The sequence below is a fragment of the Bradyrhizobium sp. CCGE-LA001 genome (assembly GCF_000296215.2).
GTDB lineage: Bacteria > Pseudomonadota > Alphaproteobacteria > Rhizobiales > Xanthobacteraceae > Bradyrhizobium.
Genome location: NZ_CP013949.1, coordinates 4,317,462 through 4,338,334, shown reverse-complemented (window position 1 = coordinate 4,338,334; position 20,873 = coordinate 4,317,462). Strand labels below are relative to the sequence as shown.

General features: G+C 64.0%; 22 protein-coding genes and 2 pseudogenes. 14 read left to right on the top strand and 10 right to left on the bottom strand.

Features of this window, described 5'->3' with window-relative positions:
- A complete protein-coding gene (locus BCCGELA001_RS20050; RefSeq protein WP_008563994.1) occupies positions 1-939 on the top strand; it encodes a YVTN family beta-propeller repeat protein in 939 nt (312 codons plus the stop codon).
- A 30-nt stretch (positions 940-969) separates the two neighbouring features.
- Here the strand turns inward: BCCGELA001_RS20050 and BCCGELA001_RS20045 are convergent, their stop codons facing one another.
- The gene (locus tag BCCGELA001_RS20045; protein WP_083543369.1) at positions 970-2,001 is read right to left on the bottom strand and encodes an alpha/beta hydrolase family protein; all 1,032 of its coding nucleotides are present in this window, start codon (positions 1,999-2,001) and stop codon (positions 970-972) included.
- A 337-nt stretch (positions 2,002-2,338) separates the two neighbouring features.
- On the opposite strand from BCCGELA001_RS20045, the gene BCCGELA001_RS20040 reads away from it, so the two are divergent.
- On the top strand, positions 2,339-2,566 hold the full coding sequence (locus tag BCCGELA001_RS20040) for a hypothetical protein (protein WP_060737742.1): 228 nt from the start codon (positions 2,339-2,341) through the stop codon (positions 2,564-2,566).
- Positions 2,567-2,659: 93 nt separating this feature from the next.
- Here the strand turns inward: BCCGELA001_RS20040 and BCCGELA001_RS20035 are convergent, their stop codons facing one another.
- Positions 2,660-3,292 carry an HAD family hydrolase gene (locus tag BCCGELA001_RS20035; RefSeq protein WP_008563989.1) on the bottom strand — a complete coding sequence of 211 codons (633 nt, stop codon included), beginning with the start codon at positions 3,290-3,292 and terminating at the stop codon, positions 2,660-2,662.
- 67 nt (positions 3,293-3,359) lie between these two features.
- On the opposite strand from BCCGELA001_RS20035, the gene BCCGELA001_RS20030 reads away from it, so the two are divergent.
- The 4 genes and pseudogenes from BCCGELA001_RS20030 to BCCGELA001_RS38875 all read left to right on the top strand — a co-directional run bounded on the left by BCCGELA001_RS20030 (position 3,360) and on the right by BCCGELA001_RS38875 (position 4,269).
- Positions 3,360-3,581 (top strand): DUF433 domain-containing protein, encoded by a 222-nt coding sequence (locus tag BCCGELA001_RS20030; protein ID WP_008563987.1) that lies wholly within the window; start codon positions 3,360-3,362, stop codon positions 3,579-3,581.
- 3 nt (positions 3,582-3,584) lie between these two features.
- Positions 3,585-3,725: pseudogene (locus tag BCCGELA001_RS38880) on the top strand (DUF5615 family PIN-like protein); the annotation flags it as partial.
- A 74-nt stretch (positions 3,726-3,799) separates the two neighbouring features.
- Entirely contained in the window at positions 3,800-3,934 is a 135-nt protein-coding gene (locus tag BCCGELA001_RS39315) for a hypothetical protein (RefSeq protein WP_257721969.1), read from the top strand.
- A gap of 47 nt (positions 3,935-3,981) precedes the next feature.
- On the top strand, positions 3,982-4,269 hold the full coding sequence (locus tag BCCGELA001_RS38875; RefSeq protein WP_236840921.1) for a hypothetical protein: 288 nt from the start codon (positions 3,982-3,984) through the stop codon (positions 4,267-4,269).
- A gap of 72 nt (positions 4,270-4,341) precedes the next feature.
- On the opposite strand, the gene BCCGELA001_RS20020 is transcribed toward BCCGELA001_RS38875, so the two are convergent.
- The 5 genes from BCCGELA001_RS20020 to BCCGELA001_RS20000 form a co-directional block, all read right to left on the bottom strand.
- Positions 4,342-4,905, bottom strand: a complete 564-nt coding sequence (locus tag BCCGELA001_RS20020) for a DinB family protein (RefSeq protein WP_060736134.1) — start codon at positions 4,903-4,905, stop codon at positions 4,342-4,344.
- A 49-nt stretch (positions 4,906-4,954) separates the two neighbouring features.
- Positions 4,955-7,933 (bottom strand): excinuclease ABC subunit UvrA, encoded by a 2,979-nt coding sequence (gene uvrA, locus BCCGELA001_RS20015; RefSeq protein WP_060736133.1) that lies wholly within the window; start codon positions 7,931-7,933, stop codon positions 4,955-4,957.
- A gap of 265 nt (positions 7,934-8,198) precedes the next feature.
- On the bottom strand, positions 8,199-8,954 hold the full coding sequence (locus tag BCCGELA001_RS20010; RefSeq protein WP_060736132.1) for an outer membrane protein: 756 nt from the start codon (positions 8,952-8,954) through the stop codon (positions 8,199-8,201).
- Positions 8,955-9,213: 259 nt separating this feature from the next.
- Positions 9,214-9,909 (bottom strand): outer membrane protein, encoded by a 696-nt coding sequence (locus BCCGELA001_RS20005; RefSeq protein WP_060736131.1) that lies wholly within the window; start codon positions 9,907-9,909, stop codon positions 9,214-9,216.
- A gap of 234 nt (positions 9,910-10,143) precedes the next feature.
- Entirely contained in the window at positions 10,144-10,914 is a 771-nt protein-coding gene (locus tag BCCGELA001_RS20000; protein ID WP_060736130.1) for an outer membrane protein, read from the bottom strand.
- Positions 10,915-11,363: 449 nt separating this feature from the next.
- On the opposite strand from BCCGELA001_RS20000, the gene BCCGELA001_RS19995 reads away from it, so the two are divergent.
- Positions 11,364-11,858 carry a single-stranded DNA-binding protein gene (locus tag BCCGELA001_RS19995; RefSeq protein WP_008563972.1) on the top strand — a complete coding sequence of 165 codons (495 nt, stop codon included), beginning with the start codon at positions 11,364-11,366 and terminating at the stop codon, positions 11,856-11,858.
- Between the two features lie 16 nt (positions 11,859-11,874).
- Here the strand turns inward: BCCGELA001_RS19995 and BCCGELA001_RS19990 are convergent.
- Positions 11,875-12,205 (bottom strand): annotated as a pseudogene (locus tag BCCGELA001_RS19990) (low molecular weight protein tyrosine phosphatase family protein).
- A 158-nt stretch (positions 12,206-12,363) separates the two neighbouring features.
- On the opposite strand from BCCGELA001_RS19990, the gene BCCGELA001_RS19985 reads away from it, so the two are divergent.
- Positions 12,364-12,762, top strand: a complete 399-nt coding sequence (locus tag BCCGELA001_RS19985) for a DUF2306 domain-containing protein (RefSeq protein WP_060736129.1) — start codon at positions 12,364-12,366, stop codon at positions 12,760-12,762.
- 192 nt (positions 12,763-12,954) lie between these two features.
- Entirely contained in the window at positions 12,955-15,687 is a 2,733-nt protein-coding gene (gyrA, locus tag BCCGELA001_RS19980) for a DNA gyrase subunit A (RefSeq protein ID WP_060736128.1), read from the top strand.
- A 110-nt stretch (positions 15,688-15,797) separates the two neighbouring features.
- On the opposite strand, the gene BCCGELA001_RS19975 is transcribed toward gyrA, so the two are convergent.
- Positions 15,798-16,055, bottom strand: a complete 258-nt coding sequence (locus tag BCCGELA001_RS19975; RefSeq protein WP_060736127.1) for a hypothetical protein — start codon at positions 16,053-16,055, stop codon at positions 15,798-15,800.
- Between the two features lie 248 nt (positions 16,056-16,303).
- Here BCCGELA001_RS19975 and coaD point away from each other — a divergent pair, with 248 nt between their 5' ends.
- The 5 genes from coaD to queA all read left to right on the top strand — a co-directional run bounded on the left by coaD (position 16,304) and on the right by queA (position 19,491).
- Positions 16,304-16,798: a pantetheine-phosphate adenylyltransferase gene (gene coaD, locus BCCGELA001_RS19970; RefSeq protein WP_060736126.1), complete on the top strand. Its 495-nt coding sequence runs from the start codon at positions 16,304-16,306 to the stop codon at positions 16,796-16,798.
- 38 nt (positions 16,799-16,836) lie between these two features.
- Positions 16,837-17,400, top strand: coding sequence for a peptidylprolyl isomerase (locus BCCGELA001_RS19965; RefSeq protein WP_060736125.1), 564 nt, complete (start codon positions 16,837-16,839; stop codon positions 17,398-17,400).
- 10 nt (positions 17,401-17,410) lie between these two features.
- Positions 17,411-17,836 (top strand): hypothetical protein, encoded by a 426-nt coding sequence (locus BCCGELA001_RS19960; RefSeq protein WP_008563934.1) that lies wholly within the window; start codon positions 17,411-17,413, stop codon positions 17,834-17,836.
- Complete coding sequence (locus BCCGELA001_RS19955) at positions 17,833-18,297, top strand: peptidylprolyl isomerase (RefSeq protein ID WP_008563933.1); 465 nt, start codon at positions 17,833-17,835, stop codon at positions 18,295-18,297. The genes BCCGELA001_RS19960 and BCCGELA001_RS19955 overlap by 4 nt, the downstream gene beginning before the upstream one ends.
- A 120-nt stretch (positions 18,298-18,417) precedes the next feature.
- A complete protein-coding gene (gene queA, locus BCCGELA001_RS19950; protein ID WP_060736124.1) occupies positions 18,418-19,491 on the top strand; it encodes a tRNA preQ1(34) S-adenosylmethionine ribosyltransferase-isomerase QueA in 1,074 nt (357 codons plus the stop codon).
- Between the two features lie 112 nt (positions 19,492-19,603).
- Here queA and BCCGELA001_RS19945 read toward each other — a convergent pair whose 3' ends face one another.
- Positions 19,604-20,641 (bottom strand): aspartate-semialdehyde dehydrogenase, encoded by a 1,038-nt coding sequence (locus tag BCCGELA001_RS19945; protein WP_008563919.1) that lies wholly within the window; start codon positions 20,639-20,641, stop codon positions 19,604-19,606.
- Positions 20,642-20,873 lie beyond the last annotated feature (232 nt).

The following is a 20,873-nucleotide window of genomic DNA, read 5'->3' as shown; positions in this document are numbered from 1 at the left end:
GTGCGTATCCTGGTTCTGGCGGCGCTCGCCGCCAGCATCGCGCAAGCGTCCGCGGAAGAGGCGTTCGTCACCAACCAGCTCAGCGACGACCTGATGGTCGTGGACCTCGCCACCGCGCGCGGGGTTGCGACCATCCCGATCGGCGGCAAGCCGGCGGGCGTCGCCGTCAGTGCGGACGGGCGCTTGGCCTATGTGACCAGCCCCGACTCCAAGGCGGTGACGGTGATCGACGCGGCAACGCGGCAGATCGCCGGACGCATCGAGGTCGGCGGCGGGCCGCTCGGCATTGCCGTGACGCCCGATGGCAGGACGATCTATGTCGCCGACTGGTATGCGGCCGCAGTGCGGGTGATCGACGCGGCGAGCCGCAGCGTCACCGCCAGTATCGCGGTCGGGACTTCGCCGTCGGGCCTTGCGGTGACGCCGGATGGCAGGCTGCTGCTCTCGGCCGATCGCGACGACGACAGCGTCTCGGTGGTGGACACCGCCACGCGGCAGCGCAAGGCGGTCATCAAGGTCGGCACGCGTCCGTTCGGCGTCACCATCGATGCCGAGGGCAGGCGCGCCTACACCGCCAATGTCGGCTCCGACGATGTCTCCATCATCGACATCGCCGAAGGCCGCGAGATCGGCCGCGTGCCGGCGGGGATGCGGCCCTATGCGGTGGCGCTCACGCTGGGCCGCGGCTTCGTCACCGACCAATACGGGGGCACTGTCAGCGTGTTCGACCTGGCGAGCCTGAAGCCGATCAAGCGCATCAATGTCGGCGACTATCCCGAAGGGATCGCGGCGACCGCCGATGGCAAGCGCGTCATCGTCGCCTGCTGGGAGAGCAACACGTTGAGCGTCATCGACGCGACTGATCTGAAGGTGATCGGCGAGATCAAGACCGGCGACGGCCCGCGCGCGTTCGGGGCGTTCTTGCGGAAGACCGAGTAGCTCGCCAAGAGGCAGCTAAGGCAACCCAGCTCATGGCGCGGGAACGAGGCCGGCCGCCGCCCTCTTGGCCATGCGCGGGGACGGAGGAGCCGAAATCTGCGGAGGCGCAGCGTCGGGAGCCAAGGCCAGGATCGGCTGCCAGGCCGCATTCCAGCGCGTCAGCGCCTCCCGATTGCCATCGTAGGCCAAGTCGAGGAAAGCCAGCGTGAGCTCAGCCGTCGCAGCCTTTACCTTCGGGTTCAGGGCCGGACCGCCCGTGAACGAGCGATCCGTGAAGATGCTGTGCGAGCCGCCTTCGAACACGGCGAGCAGCTTGCGCGGCGTGGCCATGGCGTTGAAGACTGCCAATCGGTCGGTGGTAGGCGAGTGATATCCGGGGATTTGAATGACGTCGTTCGTCGCCGTCACGTGCAGGTTCGGAACGGTGATCTTGCCGAGGACCGAGGCGAGATCGGTTTCGCCATAGAACGGCGGCGCGGAGATGACGATCGCGGCCGTAAAACGCGGGTCGCGGGCCTCGACCCACCTTCCGTCGCGCATGACGCGGGCGCCCACGGCAACGAGAGCCGTGTTCGCGCCATAGGAATGCCCGGCCGCGACGATGCGCCGACGATCGATCCGGGCGCCATAGGGACTGGACAGCATGCGATCCAGGGCGAAGTGCAAGTCGAGCGCTCGCGCCAGCGCCTCGCTCTCATGAGCCGCTCGTTGCAAACGATCGACGACCCCGAGGGGATTGCCTGCCCAGAGCGAGGAATCGCTGCCAGTATGTTGAACATGCAGGCTCGCAACGCCATGGGCCGACCAATACCGGCCGAGATAGCTGTAGCCCCTGCGCGAGCCACCGAGGCCGTGGGAGAACACGATCAGCGGTACGCGCGATCCTGGCGCAACATCCGCTGGCCAGTGCAAGCGCGCCGGAACGGGCCGCGCACGCGCGGGATCGACCCAGTCGAAGTCGGTGTAAGCGGGCGGGGCGGACTGCGCTTGCACCGGATGCGCGGTGACTGCTGCTGTAACCGCAACCGCGAGCAGCATTGCACCGAGGCGGCGTCGCGTCATTTTCCCGGGGGCGGACGCGTCGCTGCCCAACTTGCATGCACGCTGCATAAATCGCACCAGATGTAATATTGAATTGCACTTAGTGTAATTTTGTAAGTTGGTCGATTTCGTGGCGGAGCGTCATCACGAGTTCGTTGGAAGGAAAGGGGGCGGCGCGAACGAAGCGGCGAACTGCCGCATCATAGGGCCGCAGCCCGATCGATGAGCTGTGCTGCGCCGGACGCCATGATGTCTATTGGAGCACCGCGTCGAACCGGATCTCCGGCTGAGCCGACAGATGATCTCCAACATCTTGGCGCCGGATCGCGCGCAACGCAGGAAGCGGAGACGTTTTGCGATGGATAAATGGGCCGAGCTCGGCGTGGCGTGGCTGCCGTTCCTGCTCTTGATCGGAGCGTGGCTCTGGTTCTCGCGCCGGAACGGCATGCAGGCGCGCGGATCGTCCGGCGCGACCTTGATCGAGCTCTACGAGCAGCAGGTCGCCGAGACGAGGCGGATGAACGGATTTCTCGAGCGGATCGCGACCTCGATGGAGAAGCGCGAGCCGCCGCGCGGCAGCGCGTAGCGAGCGCAGGTCGTAGCTCGCATGAGCGGAGCGACATGCGGGACAGTTTTGTCCTCAGCCACCGGCGCCCGGATGTCGCTCCGCTCATCCGGGCTACGCACTGGGGCACAGCGTTGGAATGATCTCGTCCATCCGCTCAAACACGTGGTCAGGCCCGAGCGCTCGCAGCGCCGCGGGCGCAGCGTAGCCCCAACACACGGCACCGCAGGCAATGCCAACGGCCCGCGCCGCGTCGATGTCACGGACCTCGTCGCCAATCGCAATCACCCGGTCAGGCGTGACGCCGGCCCGGCGGATGACCCGGCGGAATTTGGCGGGTTTGCCGAACAGCGACGCCGCGCAGTCGAAATGTGAAAACAGCGCCGCGGCCTCTCCGAGCTTCTCGCGCGCATTGGCTTCGCTGTCGGAGGTCACCAGCGCAAGCTGCACGCCGTTCTCAGCCAGCGTCCGCAGCATCGCCTCGACGCCCGCAAACAGCGGAATCTCGCTTGCTGCCTCCGCCTTCAGCCGCCGCGCATGCCGCGCAATCGCCGGCAGCTTCCACAAGGGCACTTCGAGCCGTGAAAGGATCTCGCGGCTCGATGCATGGCGGAGCTGTTCGATCTCCTCCTGCGCGACGCAGCGAAAATCGAATCGATCGGCGACGTCGTTGATGGTGCGCAGGAACCAGGGAAAGCTATCGGCGAGGGTGCCGTCGAGATCGAAGATGGCGAGGGAGTAGGGCATGTGCAGGTTTTGAGCTCGCTGACAAGCAGATGCGGCGTGCTAAGGTTCGTAGAGTTCGAGGACAGCCATGCGACAGGAGCGGATCGAAATCAACCCGGCGATCATGGACGGCAAGCCCGTGATACGCGGGACACGTGTACCGGTCGAACTGGTGTTGCGCGAACTGGGCGCTGGGATGACGACCGAAACCATCCTTTCGGAGCACCCGCGGCTTACGCCCGACGATATTCGAGCGGCCCAGGCGTTCGCGGCTGACTATCTGGCCGACGAAGACATCATTTATCGCTGATGTATGCTGTGGCTCGCCGAAGAGTGTATCGTCGCCTCGCTTGTGCGAGAGCTGCGCGGTGCCGGTCACGACGTGCTCTATGTCGCCGAATTTGCGGCAAGCTTGAGCGACGTGGAGGTCATCGCGCTCGCAGCCCGGGAAGGCCGGATTCTCCTCACGGCTGACATGGATTTCGGCGAACTGGTATTTCGACGCGGCCAAACCATCCTGGACTCGTCTTGCTGCGTATTGATCCGGAGCACGGTTCGCTGGTGCTGGCGCGGCTGCTGGAAGCCATCGACCAGTTCGGTCAGGGGCTTTTCAGGCGTTACGTCGTCATCGATGAGGTTCGTTTCCGATCTCGCTTCCTGTAGCTCCGGCAATAGCTGTTCCTCACCGCAACTTGCGGACATCGACATTGATGATCGAGATCGATATCGGTCACGCAGGTCTGGCTGGTTTTGTGCGAGTGCCCCTCATGCCAATGGCTGTCGCGCGCCCGGGCTCCGCTGACATTGCCAGCTTTAGGCATCGCCATTGCGGCAGTTGCCCACTGCTCTCGCCGGCAAATTTGCCAAGCCAAAACAGCCTCCTCGCCGCGCTTGTTGGTGCCGATGATGTGCGAGCAAAGCTCGCGGTACCTGCCCTCGTAAACGCAGGTCACCTGCTGCTCGCCGAGGATGGCCCTGCGAAAGAGCGCATAGGTTAGGCTCGGCATGGAGGCCACTCCAAGTCAACTTGATGCCGGAGGTCGCCGACAGCATCGTCGCCGGCTATTGAGCTAGGATTTCCAAACGGTGTCCTCGGTCCAGCCCAGATCGGCGAATTCGGCGGCTCGGAGCGGTGCCTCTCCCTCCGCGAAGAACTCGTCGAGCTGAGGCGGTGCGACGCTCGTTTCGGACAGCATGGCGTGCGCCTGCCCGCGATGATGAATCTGATGTTGGAACAGATGCATGAGCAGCCGGTCGTGCCGCTCGGTCTGCACGGCCGTGTCGCGATTGATCCGCACCACGCCGTCGAGACTCTGGGGCGTCAGTGCATCGCAGGCCGCAATCAAGCGCTTGTCGACCGAGGCTTGCGCGGACTTGAGTTCGGCAAGGGAAGGGTACGGCACCTGGTTCTTCCAGGCGGTCGGGCCCAACCAGCCGCCCTCCAACGCATCGACGTAGAAAAGGTCAACGACATGGATGTGGTTCAGCGTGCGCTGCAGGCTTGGAAAGAAGCCAGTCCGCTTGGCCTCGAAGTCGGGCTGAGACAGAGCGGCGCAAGCCGTGAGCAGCCGATGGTTCGCCCAGGCATTGTTATGGGCGAACGCGCGATAGGTCTGCACAAGTCCGGCAGGCAAAGCTCATTCTCCCTCAAACAAGTGCGTCGGCGCATTCCAGCCGTGTGAATTACTCCGCCGCCTCGCTCGCCGTTCGTCTCCGCTTGGGCTTCCGCGCCTTCTCCAACACGGGTGCCAAAAACTTCCCCGTATAGCTCCGCGGCGCTTTCGCGATGTCCTCCGGCGGGCCCCAGGCGACGATCTCGCCGCCGCCGTCGCCGCCTTCGGGGCCGAGGTCGATGACCCAGTCCGCGGTCTTGATGACTTCGAGATTGTGCTCGATGACGACGACCGTGTTGCCCTGTGCGACCAGCTCGTGCAGCACCTCCAGCAGCTTCTTGACGTCGTGGAAGTGCAGGCCGGTGGTCGGCTCGTCCAGGATGTAGAGCGTGCGGCCGGTGGCGCGCTTGGACAGCTCCTTAGCCAGCTTGACGCGCTGGGCTTCGCCGCCCGACAGCGTCGTGGCCTGCTGGCCGACATGGATGTAGTCGAGGCCGACGCGGTGCAGGGTATTGAAGGTCTCGCGCACGCGCGGCACAGCCTTGAAGAACTCGGCGGCCTCTTCCACGGTCATGTCGAGCACATCGGCGATGCTCTTGCCCTTGAACAGCACCTCGAGCGTCTCGCGGTTGTAGCGCTTGCCCTTGCAGACGTCGCAGGTGACGTAGACGTCGGGCAGGAAGTGCATCTCGATCTTGATGACGCCGTCGCCCTGGCAGGCCTCGCAGCGGCCGCCCTTGACGTTGAAGGAGAACCGGCCGGGCTCGTAGCCGCGGGCTTTCGCCTCCGGCAGCCCGGCGAACCATTCGCGGATCGGCGTGAAGGCGCCGGTGTAGGTCGCGGGGTTGGAGCGCGGGGTGCGGCCGATCGGCGACTGGTCGATGTCGATGATCTTGTCGATGTGCTCGAGGCCTTCGATGCGGTCGTGCGGGGCTGCGCCCTCGCTGGCATTGTTCAGCTTGCGGGCGATGGCGCGGTAGAGCGTGTCGATCAGGAGCGTCGACTTGCCGCCGCCGGAGACGCCGGTGACGCAGGTGAACAGGCCGAGCGGAATCTCCGCCGTGACGTTCTTGAGGTTATTGCCACGCGCGTTGACCACCTTGATGGTGCGGCGATGGTTCGGCGGACGCCGCTCGGGCACCTCGACCTCGAGCTCGCCGGTCAGGTACTTGCCCGTCAGCGATTTCGGGTTGCGCATGATCTCGGCGGGCGTGCCTTCGGCGACGATGTTGCCGCCATGCATGCCGGCGCCGGGGCCGATGTCGAGCACGTAGTCCGCGAGGCGGATCGCGTCCTCGTCATGCTCGACCACGACCACGGTGTTGCCGAGGTCGCGAAGCCGCTTCAGCGTATCGAGCAGGCGGGCGTTGTCGCGCTGGTGCAGGCCGATCGAGGGCTCGTCGAGCACGTAGAGCACGCCCGTCAGGCCCGAGCCGATCTGCGAGGCCAGACGAATGCGCTGGCTCTCGCCGCCGGACAGCGTGCCGGAGGAGCGGGACAGGGTGAGATAATTGAGACCGACGTCGAGCAGGAAGGTGAGGCGCTCGCGGATCTCCTTCAGGATGCGGCCGGCGATCTCGTTCTGCTGTGTGTTGAGCGCATCGGGCACGGTCTCGAACCATTCGCCGGCCTTCTTGACCGACAGCTCCGAGATTTCGCCGATATGCTTGCCGCCGATCTTGACGCAGAGCGCCTCGGGCTTGAGACGGAAGCCCTTGCAGCCCTCGCAGGGCACGTCGTGGAAATACTTCGCCAGCTCCTCGCGCGCCCATTCGCTCTCGGTCTCGCGATAGCGGCGGTTGATGTTGGTGATGACGCCCTCGAACGGCTTCTTGGTGTCGTAGGAGCGCACGCCGTCCTGGTAGGAGAATTTGATCTCGTCCTCGCCGGAGCCGTAGAGGAGCGCATCCTTGGTCTTCTTGGCGAGATCCTTCCACTTGGTGTCGAGCGTGAACTTGTAGTGCTTGCCGAGCGCCGTCAGCGTCTGCTCGTAATAAGGCGAGGAGGATTTGGCCCAGGGCGCGATCGCGCCCTTGCGCAGCGACAACTCCTTGTCGGGGATGACGAGGTCCTCGTCGACATGCTGCTCGACGCCGAGACCGCCGCAGGCGGGGCACGCGCCGTAGGGATTGTTGAACGAGAACAGGCGCGGCTCGATCTCGGGGATGGTGAAGCCGGAGACCGGGCAGGCGAACTTTTCCGAGAACAGGATGCGCTCGGGGCCGCTCTTGTCGTGGATCTTCGCGGTCTTCTTTTTCTCTTCCGCGGGCGCGGCCGCCGGCGCATCGGCGAACTCGACGACAGCGAGGCCCTCGGCGAGCTTCAGCGCGGTCTCGAAGCTCTCGGCGAGGCGCTGGCCGATGTCGGCCCGCACCACGATGCGGTCGACCACGACGTCGATGTCGTGCGGGAATTTCTTGTCGAGCGTCGGTGCTTCCGCGAGCTCATGGAAGGTGCCGTCGATCTTGACGCGCTGAAAGCCCTTCTTGAGCCATTCGGCGAGCTCCTTACGGTACTCGCCCTTGCGGCCGCGCACGACCGGGGCGAGCAGATAGAGGCGGGTGCCCTCGGGCAGCGCCAGCACGCGGTCGACCATCTGCGAGACGGTCTGGCTCTCGATCGGCAGGCCCGTGGCCGGCGAATAGGGCACGCCGACGCGCGCCCAGAGCAGGCGCATGTAGTCGTAGATCTCGGTGACGGTGCCGACGGTGGAGCGCGGATTCTTCGACGTCGTCTTCTGCTCGATCGAGATCGCTGGCGACAGGCCGTCGATCTGGTCGACGTCGGGCTTCTGCATCATCTCCAGGAACTGGCGGGCATAGGCCGACAGCGATTCGACGTAGCGGCGCTGGCCTTCGGCGTAGATGGTGTCGAAGGCGAGCGAGGATTTGCCGGAGCCGGAGAGGCCGGTGAACACCACCAGCTTGTCGCGGGGAATCTCGACGTCGATGTTCTTGAGGTTGTGCTCGCGCGCACCGCGGATCGTAATTGCGCGCAGGCTCGAGCCCGCGTTCTGTTGTTGGCGCTTCGCCTTGATCACTTCGTCCATCCCGGTGGTCCCTTGGGAATCCCAAAGACGCGCGATCGCGCCAATGGTGAAGGCGCGCTTCGCCCGGAACCGGGATCGGCGCCGATGGGTATGTCAGCGAACGTAGGAAGAACGGGAGCAGATTTCCAGTGGCGTTTGCGAATCGTCAACGGAATGTTGGCGCGCTGGCGGCATCTGGCAGCAGGAGCTGCGGAACTGGGCTGCGAAAACAAAAAGGCCGGCGCAAGGCCGGCCTTTCGTGACGATGTGACGTCGGCGGCGAGGATCAGTACCTCGCAACCACCGGACCGCCGAAGGTGTAGTTGAGGCGAACCGTGGCCATGTCCACGTCCTGCTTGATGCTGTCGGTGCGGGTGGTCACGCCGAGGAAGGTAAAGGTCTCGTTGTGCCTGCCCATGAACAGGTGGTTGTATTCGACGCCGACCGACCAGTTCGGGGCGAAGCCGAATTCGATGCCGGTTCCGACGGAGCCGCCCCAACGCGTTTCGTTCGCGTTGTCGAGGGTGACGCCTGCAAAAGTGCCGCTGTACTTGCTGTGAGTGACGGCAGCGCCGCCCTTCACGTACCAGAGCACGTTGTTCCAGGCATAGCCGACCTGGCCGGTAAAGAGGCCAATGGCATCGATCTTGGTGTTGTTCACCAACGGGGAGAGCGCGGCCGGGGAGCTCGTGTTCGAACCCTTCAGGTCAGCCCAGTCGCCCTGAGCTTCGAGGCCGAACACCCAGTTGGCGGACTGCCAGCGATAACCGATCTGACCACCGACGATTGCGCCGGTCGCATTGTGACAACCTTCGGCCACGGCCGGGACGACGGCGATGAGGCCGACACCGGTAAGATCCCAGCAATTGCGGCTCGAGGCACCGCCGGCATTGGCGCCAATGTAAAAACCGCTCCAGTTGTAAATGGCCACCGGAGCAACCGGAGCCTTGGTGTAGGGGCGCGCCGCGAGATCGGCGGCCATGGCCGGAGCGAATGAGCTCAGTACAAGTAGGCTGGTCGAAGCGAAAAGAAGCTGTCTCATATCAACTCAATCCCCATTTTCTGCGTTGCCTTCCGTGCGGAGGGAAGGATTCGGACGCTAAGATCCGACAGATCGTACCTCAATTAAGCCGGAGGTTGTGTGCCCGAGAAGTCACAACATAAAGGGAAAGCGCGTCCTGATTTGGCAGTCTTGTGCGTTAGGCCGGCACGCCAACAAACAAAAAGGCCGGCGCGAGGCCGGCCTTTCGTGACGATGTGAAGTCAATCGTCTGATCAGTACTTCAGCTCAGTACTTCAGCTCAGTACTTGGCGACGACCGGGCCGCCGAAGTGATAGTTCACGCCGACCTGGACGGTGTGGAGGTTGAGGGTGCCGGTGTTCACCGGAGCGCCCAGACCCGAGAAGTAGGTCTCGCCGCCGAGGCTGCGATAGAGATACTCGCCCTTGATCGACCACTGCGGAGCGAAGAAGGCCTCGACGCCGGCGCCAACGGTCCAGCCCGAATGCCACTTGCTGTCCGAGACGGTCACGCCAAGTGTGCTGACGCTGATCTTGTTGTCGATCCAGGCGTAACCGCCGGTGCCGTAGAACAGCACGTTGTTGACGGCCCAGCCGAGACGGCCGCGCACGGTGCCGAGCGCATCGATGCGAGAGCTCGTGGTCACGGGAACGAGCGCGCCGCCGATGAGGAAGGGAGTGGTGACCGAGGCACTGACGTCAGCCCAGGAACCGTCAGCCTCGACGCCGAACACGACGTTGCCGGTCTGCCAATTGTAGCCGGCGGTGCCGCCGACGAAGCCACCCTTCATGCGCGGGTCGCCAGAGCCGCTTTCCCAAGCGCCGCCACCGACGATACCGAGGTAGAAGCCGGTCCAGTTGTAGACAGCGGCCGGAGCGATCGGAGCCTTGGTGTAGGGGCGGGCTGCCAGGTCAGCGGCTGACGCGGGAGCGGCGAGAGCGAACAAACAGGCCGAAGCCAACAAAACCTTTTTCATTTTCAACTTAATCCCAGTCCCAGTTTCTGTTGTTGCCTTCCGCGGTCGGAAGGGCAGCGGACTCGATGGCCCAACTAACGCCGTGCTTACACCATTGAAGCCGCAAGTTGTGTCACTCAAAAGCCACAAGAGTCACAAAACGTCACAATGCTGGCTCATTGTGCCCGGACGGGCCGGCCCAGCAAAAAGGCCGGCGCGAGGCCGGCCTTTGATTTCCGAATAGTATCAAGGGTACTAGTACCTCGCGACGAGCGGGCCTCCCCAGCGATAGTTCACGCGGATGAGGGCGATGTCGACGTCCTGGCTGATGCGCTCGGAGCGAGTGACGACACCAAGCGGAGCGATCAGGAAATTGCCGGACCCAGTGAAGTTGAGGGTGCGGTCGCCGAGGAAGATGTGATTGTACTCAACGCCGAGCGACCAGTTCGGCGCAAATCCGAACTCGACGCCTGCGCCCACGGTGGCGCCCCAACGAGTCTCGCTGGCCCGGTCGAATTCGAGGCCGGTGACGACATCGTAGCTCCGGTAGCGATCACCGACGACGGCGCCGCCGCCCTTCACATACAGCAGGACGTTGTTCCAGGCGTAGCCGACCTGGCCGGTGATCAGTCCGAAGGCGTTGATCTTGGAGCGATCACGCAGGCCCGTTAGCCCGCTGATATTGTCGCCGGAGAAGTCGGCCCAGTTGCCCTGGCCTTCGAGGCCGAACACCCAGTTCGTCGATTGCCAGCGATAGCCGACCTGGCCACCGACCGTGCCACCGACAGCGTTATGGCAGCCTTCGCCAACCAGAACGCCCGTCACCGGTGTCACGAAGTCCCAGCACTTGTGGCTGGTGCCGCCGCCGCCGTTGATGCCGATGTAGAAACCGCTCCAATCGTAGATGGCGGCGACCATCGGCGCCGGAGCCTTCGTGTAAGGACGCGCGGCCATGTCCGCCGCGCTTACGGGGGCCGACAGGCCCAACGCCACTGCACCGATTGCACTAAACAGGATCTTATTCATTGCAGTCTCCCCAGTTTCGTCCGCTTCTTGAAACGTCCCCGAAGCGGTTGATCAGGCGCGACGCCCATATGAATCCAAGTCCAAGGCAACCGTAGCCCAAGAACTAGGCAGAGTCCGTCTCCGAAATGCCACAGTCACGCCCCGTTTGATCGGATGTAACTCAATGAATGTTAAATGGTTTTTGCTGTTCACGGGAACCGGAAAAAGTTCCATCCGGCGCGACGCTCTCTTGCTCGGCACACCGGTCCGTATCGGCCCTCTCTTTGAGAGAACAAATCTGGAACGAACGGAAGGTCGATGCTATATGTGGGGATAACCTGAGGCGTGACGGGCTGATCGGCGCCCGCAAGCGGGCGGCGAGCGTATAGGCTCGCCTCAACACAGGTTGCAGGCCGCCACGGGGCGGGCTGGCCTTTGAGAATTCAGTGGCTTCGGAGTGGAGAACGGCGATGGCGGGAAGCGTCAACAAGGTCATTCTGGTTGGAAATCTCGGCAAGGATCCGGAAATCCGCCGCACCCAGGACGGGCGGCCGATCGCGAATTTGAGCATCGCGACCTCGGAGACCTGGCGCGACAAGAATAGCGGCGAGCGCAAGGAGAAGACCGAGTGGCATCGCGTCGTGATCTTCTCTGAGCCGCTTTGCAAGATCGTCGAACAGTATCTGAAGAAGGGCGCGAAGGTTTACATCGAGGGCGCGCTCCAGACCCGCAAGTACACCGACCAGAGCGGCGTCGAGAAGTATTCGACCGAGGTCGTGCTCCAGGGCTTCAACTCGACGCTGACGATGCTGGACGGCCGCGGCGGCGGCGGAGGCGGCAGCTTCGGCGACGAGCAGGGCGGCGATTTCGGCTCCTCCGGTCCGGTCAGTAGCGCGCCGCGCCGTCCCGTTGCCGCCGGCGGTGGCGGCCGCAACAGCGACATGGACGACGATATCCCGTTCTGAGGCTGGGGAGAGCCGGCTAGTCCCGGCGCAGATAGCGGCCAACTCTGTTTTCAAGGATCTGCACCAAGACAGGATCCATGAATTCAAAGTCGTCTGGAATGTCGAGGCAGATCACCCGCTTTTTTGCTCAAGCTGGCGCGGAATTTCCGGTTCAACTTGTTTCGGTAGGTCTTCTCCATGACGAAGATGAGATCGGCCCACTCGATCTGTTCGGCGGACAGCAAGACGTCCGCGCCGTTCGAAATGCCGGCCGAGTCGGTCTCGATGCCCTGCCACGTCGAGAACACCTGTTCGGCTGTAGGGCTGCGGAGGCGATTGGCGCTGCAGACGAAAAGGATGTTGGTCACTTTACCGCTCTCGTCGATGATCGATCAGGCGTTCGTGGGAACGATCGGTTGATGCTTCTCAAGAAGGCTTCCCAAGGTTCTTGCTACATAAATACCGTTCGTTGGTCGATGGAATCGACCACGTTCCCGTCTGACGCTGGATGGCGGGAAGCTGCTGCATGAGTCTTGCGCCGTTGCTTGATGCTGCTCCGGCGATCCCGCTGCATGCCTTCGCCGCGATGGGTGCGTTCGTCCTCGGGATCATCCAGCTCGCCGCCCCCAAGGGCACGCTGCCGCATCGGGTTCTGGGCTGGGTCTGGGTGGTGCTGATGCTTGTCGTGGCGCTCAGCTCGTTCTGGATCCACGAGATCCGTCTGGTTGGTCCGTGGAGCCCGATCCATCTGCTCTCGATCTTCGCATTGGTGATGCTGGTATCGGGTGTGACGGCTGCGAGAGCTCACAATGTTCGTCGTCACAAGATCACGATGACTTCGATCTTTTTCGGCGCACTCGTCATTGCCGGGCTGTTCACATTCATACCCGGCCGGATCATGCACGCCGTGGTTTTCGGGCCTTGAGCAGGGGCGAAATTCATCTCCCCGTTCAAGGGCCCCCCGCGCACCAAAGCGGCCTGGGAACAGGCTGCCGCCAAGTCCGGTAAGTGCATGAAAAAACGAACGGAAAAAGCGCGTCCAGAGACCCGCCAAGGGTGGTTATCGGGGGTGTGATGCGCTATATGATTCCCAGATAAAACCTCACCGGATTTCCCCTTGGCTGACGACGACAACAAGCCCGGCGACCAGCCGGCGCAACCCTCGGACATTCGCCCCGTCTCCATCCTCGACGAGATGAAGAAGTCCTACCTCGATTACGCCATGAGCGTGATCGTGTCGCGTGCGCTGCCCGATGCCCGCGACGGCCTGAAGCCGGTGCATCGGCGCATCCTGTTCTCGATGAACGAGCAGGGCTTCACGCCCGACAAGAAGCACAAGAAGTCCGCCGGTATCGTCGGTGACGTCATGGGTAAGTACCACCCGCATGGCGACCAGGCGATCTACGACGCGCTGGTGCGCATGGCGCAGGACTTCTCGATGCGCGCGCTGCTGGTAGACGGGCAGGGCAATTTCGGCTCGGTCGACGGCGATCCGGCGGCGGCCATGCGCTACACCGAATCCCGCCTGACCAAGATCGCGCTGAAGCTGCTCGAGGACATCGACAGCGACACCGTCGACTTCCAGGACAATTACGACGGTTCGGAGAAGGAGCCGGTGGTCCTGCCGGCGCGGTTCCCGAACCTGCTGGTCAACGGCGCCGGCGGCATCGCCGTCGGTATGGCGACCAACATCCCGCCGCACAATCTCGGCGAGGTGATCGACGCCTGTGTCGCGCTGATCGACAACCCGTCCCTGACCATCGACGAGCTCATCAACATCATCCCGGGTCCGGATTTCCCGACCGGCGGCATCATCCTCGGACGCCAGGGCATCCGCAGCGCCTATCACCTCGGCCGCGGCTCCATCGTGATGCGCGGCAAGGTCACGTTCGAGACGATCCGCAAGGAGCGCGAAGCGATCGTCATCACCGAGATCCCGTATCAGGTGAACAAGGCCACGATGGTCGAGCGCATCGCCGAGCTCTACAAGGAAAAGAAGATCGAAGGCATCTCCGATCTGCGCGACGAATCCGACCGCGACGGCTACCGCGTCGTCGTCGAGCTCAAGCGTGACGCCGTGCCCGACGTTGTGCTGAACCAGCTCTACAAGTTCACACCGCTGCAGACGAGCTTCGGCGTCAACGCGGTCGCGCTCGACAGCGGGCGGCCGCAGACGATGAACCTGAAGGACATGCTGACGATCTTCGTCGGCTTCCGCGAGCAGGTCGTCACGCGCCGGACCAAGTACAAGCTGCGCAAGGCGCGCGAGCGCGCGCATGAGCAGGTCGGTCTCGCCATTGCGGTCGCCAATATCGACGAGATCATCAAGGTGATCCGCACCTCGCCGACACCGGCCGCGGCGCGCGACACCCTGATGACGCGCGACTGGCCGGCGCGCGACGTCGAGGATATCATCACGCTGATCGACGATCCGCGCCACCGCATCAACGAGGACGGCACGATCCGCCTGTCGCTGGACCAGGCCAGGGCGATCCTCGAGCTGCGCCTTGCACGCCTCACCGCGCTCGGCCGTGACGAGATTGGCGGCGAGCTGTCGAAGCTCGCCGGCGAGATCGGCGAGTATCTCGAGATCCTGCGCTCGCGTGCCCGCATCCTCGACATCATCAAGACCGAGCTTGCCGAGGTGAAGGCCGAGTTCGCCACCCCGCGCCGCACCGTGATCATGGAGCAGGAAGGCGAGGTCGAGGACGAGGACCTGATCCAGCGCGAGGACATGGTCGTCACCGTCTCCCATGCCGGCTACGTCAAGCGCGTGCCGCTGTCGGCCTACCGGGCGCAGCGCCGCGGCGGCAAGGGCCGCGCCGGCATGCAGACCCGCGACGAGGATTTCGTCAGCCGGCTGTTCGTGGCCTCCACGCACACGCCGGTGCTGTTCTTCTCCTCGCGCGGCCAGGTCTACAAGGAAAAGGTCTGGCGTCTGCCGATGGCCGCGCCGAATGCGCGCGGCAAGGCGCTGATCAACATCCTGCCGCTGGAGCAGGGCGAGCGCATCACCACGATCATGCCGCTGCCGGAGGATGAATCGACCTGGGGCGAACTCGACGTGATGTTCGCCACCACAGGCGGCAACGTCCGGCGCAACAAGCTGTCCGACTTCGTCGACGTCCGCCGCTCCGGCATCATCGCGATGAAGCTCGACGACGGCGAGTCGATCGTCGACGTGCAGATCTGCACCGAGCGCGACGACGTGCTGCTGACCGCTGCCGGCGGCCAGTGCATCCGTTTCCCGGTCCCCGACGTCCGCGTGTTCACCGGGCGCACTTCGATGGGCGTGCGCGGCATCGCGCTCGGCGAGGGTGACAAGGTGATTTCGCTGGCGATCCTGCGCCATGTCGAGACCACCTCGGACGAACGCTCGGCCTATCTGAAGATGCGCCGTGCGGTGGCGGGCGAAGCTGCGACCGAGGAGAGCGCCGCGGACGGCGAGACCGAGGAGACCTCCGGCAGCTTCCAGCTCCCGCAGGAGCGCTACGTCGAGATGTCGGCGCAGGAGCAGGTCGTTCTGACCGTCTCGGTCAACGGCTACGGCAAGCGGACCTCGTCCTACGAGTACCGCACCACCGGCCGCGGCGGCAAAGGCATCGTCGCCATGAGCGTCAACAACCGCAACGGCAACCTGGTTGCTTCTTTCCCCGTGGAAGATGCCGATCAGATCATGCTGGTCACCGACAAGGGCCAGTTGATCCGCTGCCCGGTCGAAGGCATCCGCATCGCCGGTCGCTCGACGCAAGGCGTGATCGTGTTCGACACCGCTGAGGATGAGCACGTGGTGTCGGTCGAGCACATCACGGACGAGGCGGAGAGTGGGAATGGTGCGAATGGTGAGTAGCGAATAGAACAGTGTCTATTCGCTACGCCTATTCGCCATTCGCTAGCAAATTTCCATCGGATTGTATGAGGTCCGGATCAGGCTCGCTGACGTGAAGCCGACAGGTTCGACTACGGGGTGCGGTCGGCGGTCACGAGGCGAGCCTCACGGACATTGGCCTTGGTGCCGGCGCGGCGCAGGCAGGAGGCTTCGAAGTTCGGCCAGGCCTGCTGCGAGCAATCCTTGCCGATGCTGCGGATGTCGAGGCGGTCGCTCTTGGCCAGCGGCTGCGGCACGCTGGCTTCGACCTTCGGGGCAAAGCCGGGCAGGAGGGTGAGGGCCGCGGCAACACACGCAGACAGAGCGATCGCTGAAAGAGCCTTGATCATTGACAGTCCCCTGTGATGCGGCCGCCTACGCCCAGTGTGCGGCCCGTCCTTCGTTGGCTGGATTAGTAACCATGGCCAGTTTCCGGATGTCTTCGCCGATGCGGGAAATGGTTTCGTTCGCGGTCCGTTTTGTTTCGTGGCTGCCCTGAGGACGAAACAATTCGGGCGATTCCGACATGCTCTTGCGGAAAAGCAGGCAGGGAACCCGCCTGGCTTGCCGGGCCGGGCCGGGCGCGGTAGGAGGGGGCATGCCGCGCATTGCCTTCTACCCCGGTTCCTTCGACCCCATCACCAACGGCCATCTGGACGTGGTCCGGCACAGCGTGTCGCTGTGCGACAGGCTGGTCGTCGCGATCGGGGTCCACCCCGGCAAGAAGCCGCTGTTCTCGACCGAGGAGCGGCTGAAGATGCTCCATGACGTCTGCGGGCCGGTAGCGGCGCAGGCCGGCTGCACGCTCGAAGCCGTGACGTTCGACGATCTGTCGGTCACCGCGGCGCGCAAGCACGGCGCGACCATCATGATCCGGGGCCTGCGCGACGGCACCGACCTTGATTACGAGATGCAGCTCGCCGGCATGAACGAGGCCATGGCGCCAGAGGTCCACACGGTCTTCCTGCCAGCCTCTCCCATGGTCCGCCCGATCACCGCCACTTTGGTGCGCCAGATCGCCGGCATGGGCGGAGACGTCTCGGCCTTCGTTCCGCCGCAAGTCGCGGCACAGCTCAAGGCCAAATTCGCCTGATAAGGGCGCGCTTCTTCCTCATCTGATCCGGAGTTGTCATGATCCGAATTCTCGCAGTTCTTGCCGCGCTTCTGTTCGCGGCGCCCGCGGTGGCGCAGCAATTGCCGGCGAATCTCGACAAGGCCAACGCCATCGTCATCGACAGCACCAAGGGCCGCATCGTCATCAAGCTCAGGACCGACATCGCGCCCCAGCACGCCGAACGCATCAAGCAGCTCGCGCGCGAGGGCTTCTACAACAACGTGCCGTTTCACCGCGTCATGGACGGCTTCATGGCCCAGACCGGCGACGGCCAGAACGGCAACGGCACCGGCGGCTCGAAATATCCGAACCTGAAGCAGGAATTCTCCAAGGTGCATTTTGCCCGCGGCATCGTCGGCATGGCCCGGCGCGGCGACAGCGTCGACAGCGCCAATTCGCAATTCTTCATCATGTTCGCCGACGGCGGCAGCCTCGATGGCCAGTACACGGTGATCGGTGAGGTCGTTCAGGGCATGGACGTCGTCGACAAGCTGAAGAAGGCGTCGCCCGGCTCGGCCGGCGGGTCGGTCACCGACCCCGACAAGATGGTGAAAGTGCAGGTCGCATCCGACGTCAAATAGGAGCGGGCCAATGGTGCGTCGCGGCGGCAGGCTTCTCCTGGTTGCCGCGATGTTGCTGCTCGGCGTCCCCGGCGCGGCCGCCCAGGGCGCGCAGGTCAACACCATCCAGGACATCTTCCGCCATCTGCGCACCTGCTGGAGACCGCCGCCCCCGGCCATGGCCCGCCCACTCGACATCACCGTCGTCGTGAGCTTTAACCGGGCCGGAAACATTCTGGGCCATCCGAGGATTACCTATGAATCCGCGGAGGCCTCCGACAATGACCGGCTGCAATACCGGATCGCGGTGATTGAGGCGTTGCAACGCTGCACGCCGGTGCCATTTACCGATGCAATGGCCGGCGCCGCCGCGGGACGTCCATTCGCGATCCAGTTCCGCAACCGCAAAACGTCACCCGAAAAGACTTCACCCCCAACGCAAGAGAGACGAGCATGAGCGTCACCGAAAACACCCTGATCCTCGAGACCACGCAAGGCCCCGTCACGATCGAGATGCGGCCTGACCTCGCGCCCGGTCATGTCGCCCGCATCAAGGAGCTGGTCCGCGAGGGCTTTTACGACGGCATCGTCTTCCATCGCGTGATCGACGGCTTCATGGCGCAGACCGGCTGCCCGCAGGGCACCGGCACCGGCGGCTCCGGCAAGAAGCTGAAGGCCGAGTTCAACAAGGAGCCGCATGTGCGCGGCACCGCCTCGATGGCCCGCGCCGCCAATCCGGATTCCGGCGACAGCCAGTTCTTCATCTGCTTCGACGACGCCCGCTTCCTCGACAACCAGTACACGGTGTGGGGCAAGGTCACTGAGGGCATGGAGAACGTCGACAAGATCAAGCGCGGCGAGCCGGTGCAGAACCCCGACAAGATCGTCAAGGCGCGAATGGCGGCGGACAAGGAATAAGCAATATTGCCGGTGTCATGCCCCGCGCAGGCGGGGCATCCAGTAATCACCGGCGGCGGCGACGACTACGATCGTGAGTACTGGATCGCCCGCCTGCGCGGGCGATGACAAGTTCTGGGCATGCGCACCGACCTCTTCGACTTCGATCTGCCGCCCGAGCGCATCGCGTTGCGCCCGGCGAGCCCGCGCGACTCGGCGAAAATGCTTGTGGTCGAGAACGGCGCGTTGCGCGACCAGGTCATTTCCGACCTGCCGCAATGGCTGAGGCCGGGCGACCAGCTCGTCGTCAACGACACCAAGGTGATCGCGGCGCAATTGAAGGGCCGCCGCATCGGCCGCGAGACCGAGCCGAAGATCGAGGCGACGCTGATCAAGCGCCTCGACGGTTCGCGCTGGCAGGCGCTGGTGAAGCCGGCGAAGAAGCTCACCGCCGGCGACCGCATCCGCTTCGGCAACGAGGGCAAGGTCTGCCTGCTCGGCCATCTCGACGCCGAGGTCGAAGCCAAGGGCAGCGAAGGCGAGGTGACGCTGTCGTTCTCGTTCCATGGCCCCACGCTCGATCAGGCCATCGCCGATCTCGGCAGCCCGCCGCTGCCGCCCTACATCGCCTCCAAGCGCACGCCAGACGACCAGGATCTCGCCGATTACCAGACCATGTTCGCGGCCAACGAAGGCGCTGTCGCCGCGCCCACGGCCGGCCTGCATTTCACGCCCGCACTGGAGCGTGCGCTCCAGGAGCGCGACGTCGGCGTCAACCGCGTCACGCTGCATGTCGGGGCAGGGACCTTCCTGCCGGTGAAGGTGGACGACACCGACGGCCACAAGATGCATGCGGAGTGGGGCACCATCTCGGCGAAGACAGCGGAGCGGCTCAACACGGCGCGAAAGAGCGGCGGCCGTATCATCGCGGTCGGCACCACGTCACTGCGGCTGCTGGAAAGTGCTGCGAGCGAGGATGGCACGATCCAGCCGTTCGCGGCGGAGACCTCGATCTTCATCACCCCCGGCTATCGCTTCCGCGCCGTCGATATCCTGATGACGAATTTCCATCTACCGAAGTCGACGCTGTTCATGCTGGTCTCGGCGTTCTCGGGGCTCGAGACCATGACGCAGGCCTACGCGCATGCGATCGCGAATGGCTACCGGTTCTATTCGTATGGCGATGCGTGTTTGCTGTTTCGGGGCGTGCCGTAGGGTGGGTTAGCCGTAAGGCGTAACCCACCATCGTTCATCTCCGCGGAAGCTAGAAGAGGTGGATTACGCCTACGGCTAATCCACCCTACTACACGGGCTCCTACGGCACCGGTTACGCCATCACGCGCTGCGGCAGGAGCTCGGCGATCTGCACCGCGTTGAGCGCTGCGCCCTTCAAGAGCTGATCAGCCGCCACGAACATCGAGATCGAGTGTCCGGACGGATCGCTGAGATCCGTGCGGATGCGGCCGACCAGGACGTCGTCCTGGCCCGAGGCGTCGATCGGCATCGGGAAGTAGTTCCTGGCGCGGTCGTCGACCACCTTCACGCCCGGCGCCTGCGCCATGATGGCGCGGACCTGGTCCTCGTTGATCGGCTTCTCGCATTCGAAGGTGATGGCCTCGCAATGGGCGCGCAGCACAGGCACGCGCACGCAGGTGACGCCGATGGCGATCTTCTCGTCCTCGAAGATCTTGCGGGTCTCCTTGATGACCTTGGTCTCTTCGTCGTTGTAGCCGGTCTCGGGGTCGACGGCCGTGTTGTGATTGAAAAGATTGAAAGCGTAGGGGTGCGGCATCACCTTGGGCGTATAGACCTGCCCGTCGAGATTGGCGCGGGTGGATTCGACCAGCTCCTCCATCGCCGCGGCCCCGGCGCCGCTCGCCGCCTGATAGGTCGAGATGATCACGCGCTTAATGCAGTTCTTTTGGTGGATCGGCCACAGCGGCACCAAGGCGGTGATAGCGGCGCAGTTCGGGTTGGCGATGATACCCTTGTGATCCCGGATGCGGTGCGCGTTGATCTCGGGGATCACCAGCGGCACGTTCGGATCCATGCGGAAGGCGGAGGAATTATCGACCACGACGGCGCCGGCCTTGACCGCGATGGGTGCGAACTTCTTCGAGATGCTGCCGCCGGCCGAGAACAGGGCGATGTCGACGCCCTCGAAGGCGCGCTCGGTCAGCTCTTCGATGACGACGTCCTGGCCGCGGAACGACACCGTCTTGCCGGCCGAGCGGGCGCTGGCCAGCGCCTTAAGCTTGCCGACGCGGAAGCCGCGCTTGTCCATGGTGGCGATGAATTCGGCGCCCACTGCACCGGTGACGCCGACAATCGCGACGACGGGATCGTTACTCACTTTGTCCTCCATTGAATTGAGAATTCAAACAACAAAAAAGCCCCGGACCATCGAGGGCGGGGCTTGCCGTAGAGCTGATGCGTTTAAGTCGACGACCTACGCGCGCACGCCTCCCCGGGCCCCTGGGGCCGTGGTGGTTTTGGTCGTGCGTTTGGTAGTCGTGAACATGGCGGCGACTTATGCGGGAGAGTCTTGCCCCCGTCAATGGCTTTTCGCCCGGGCCGAGCCCGCCGCTATTTGGCAG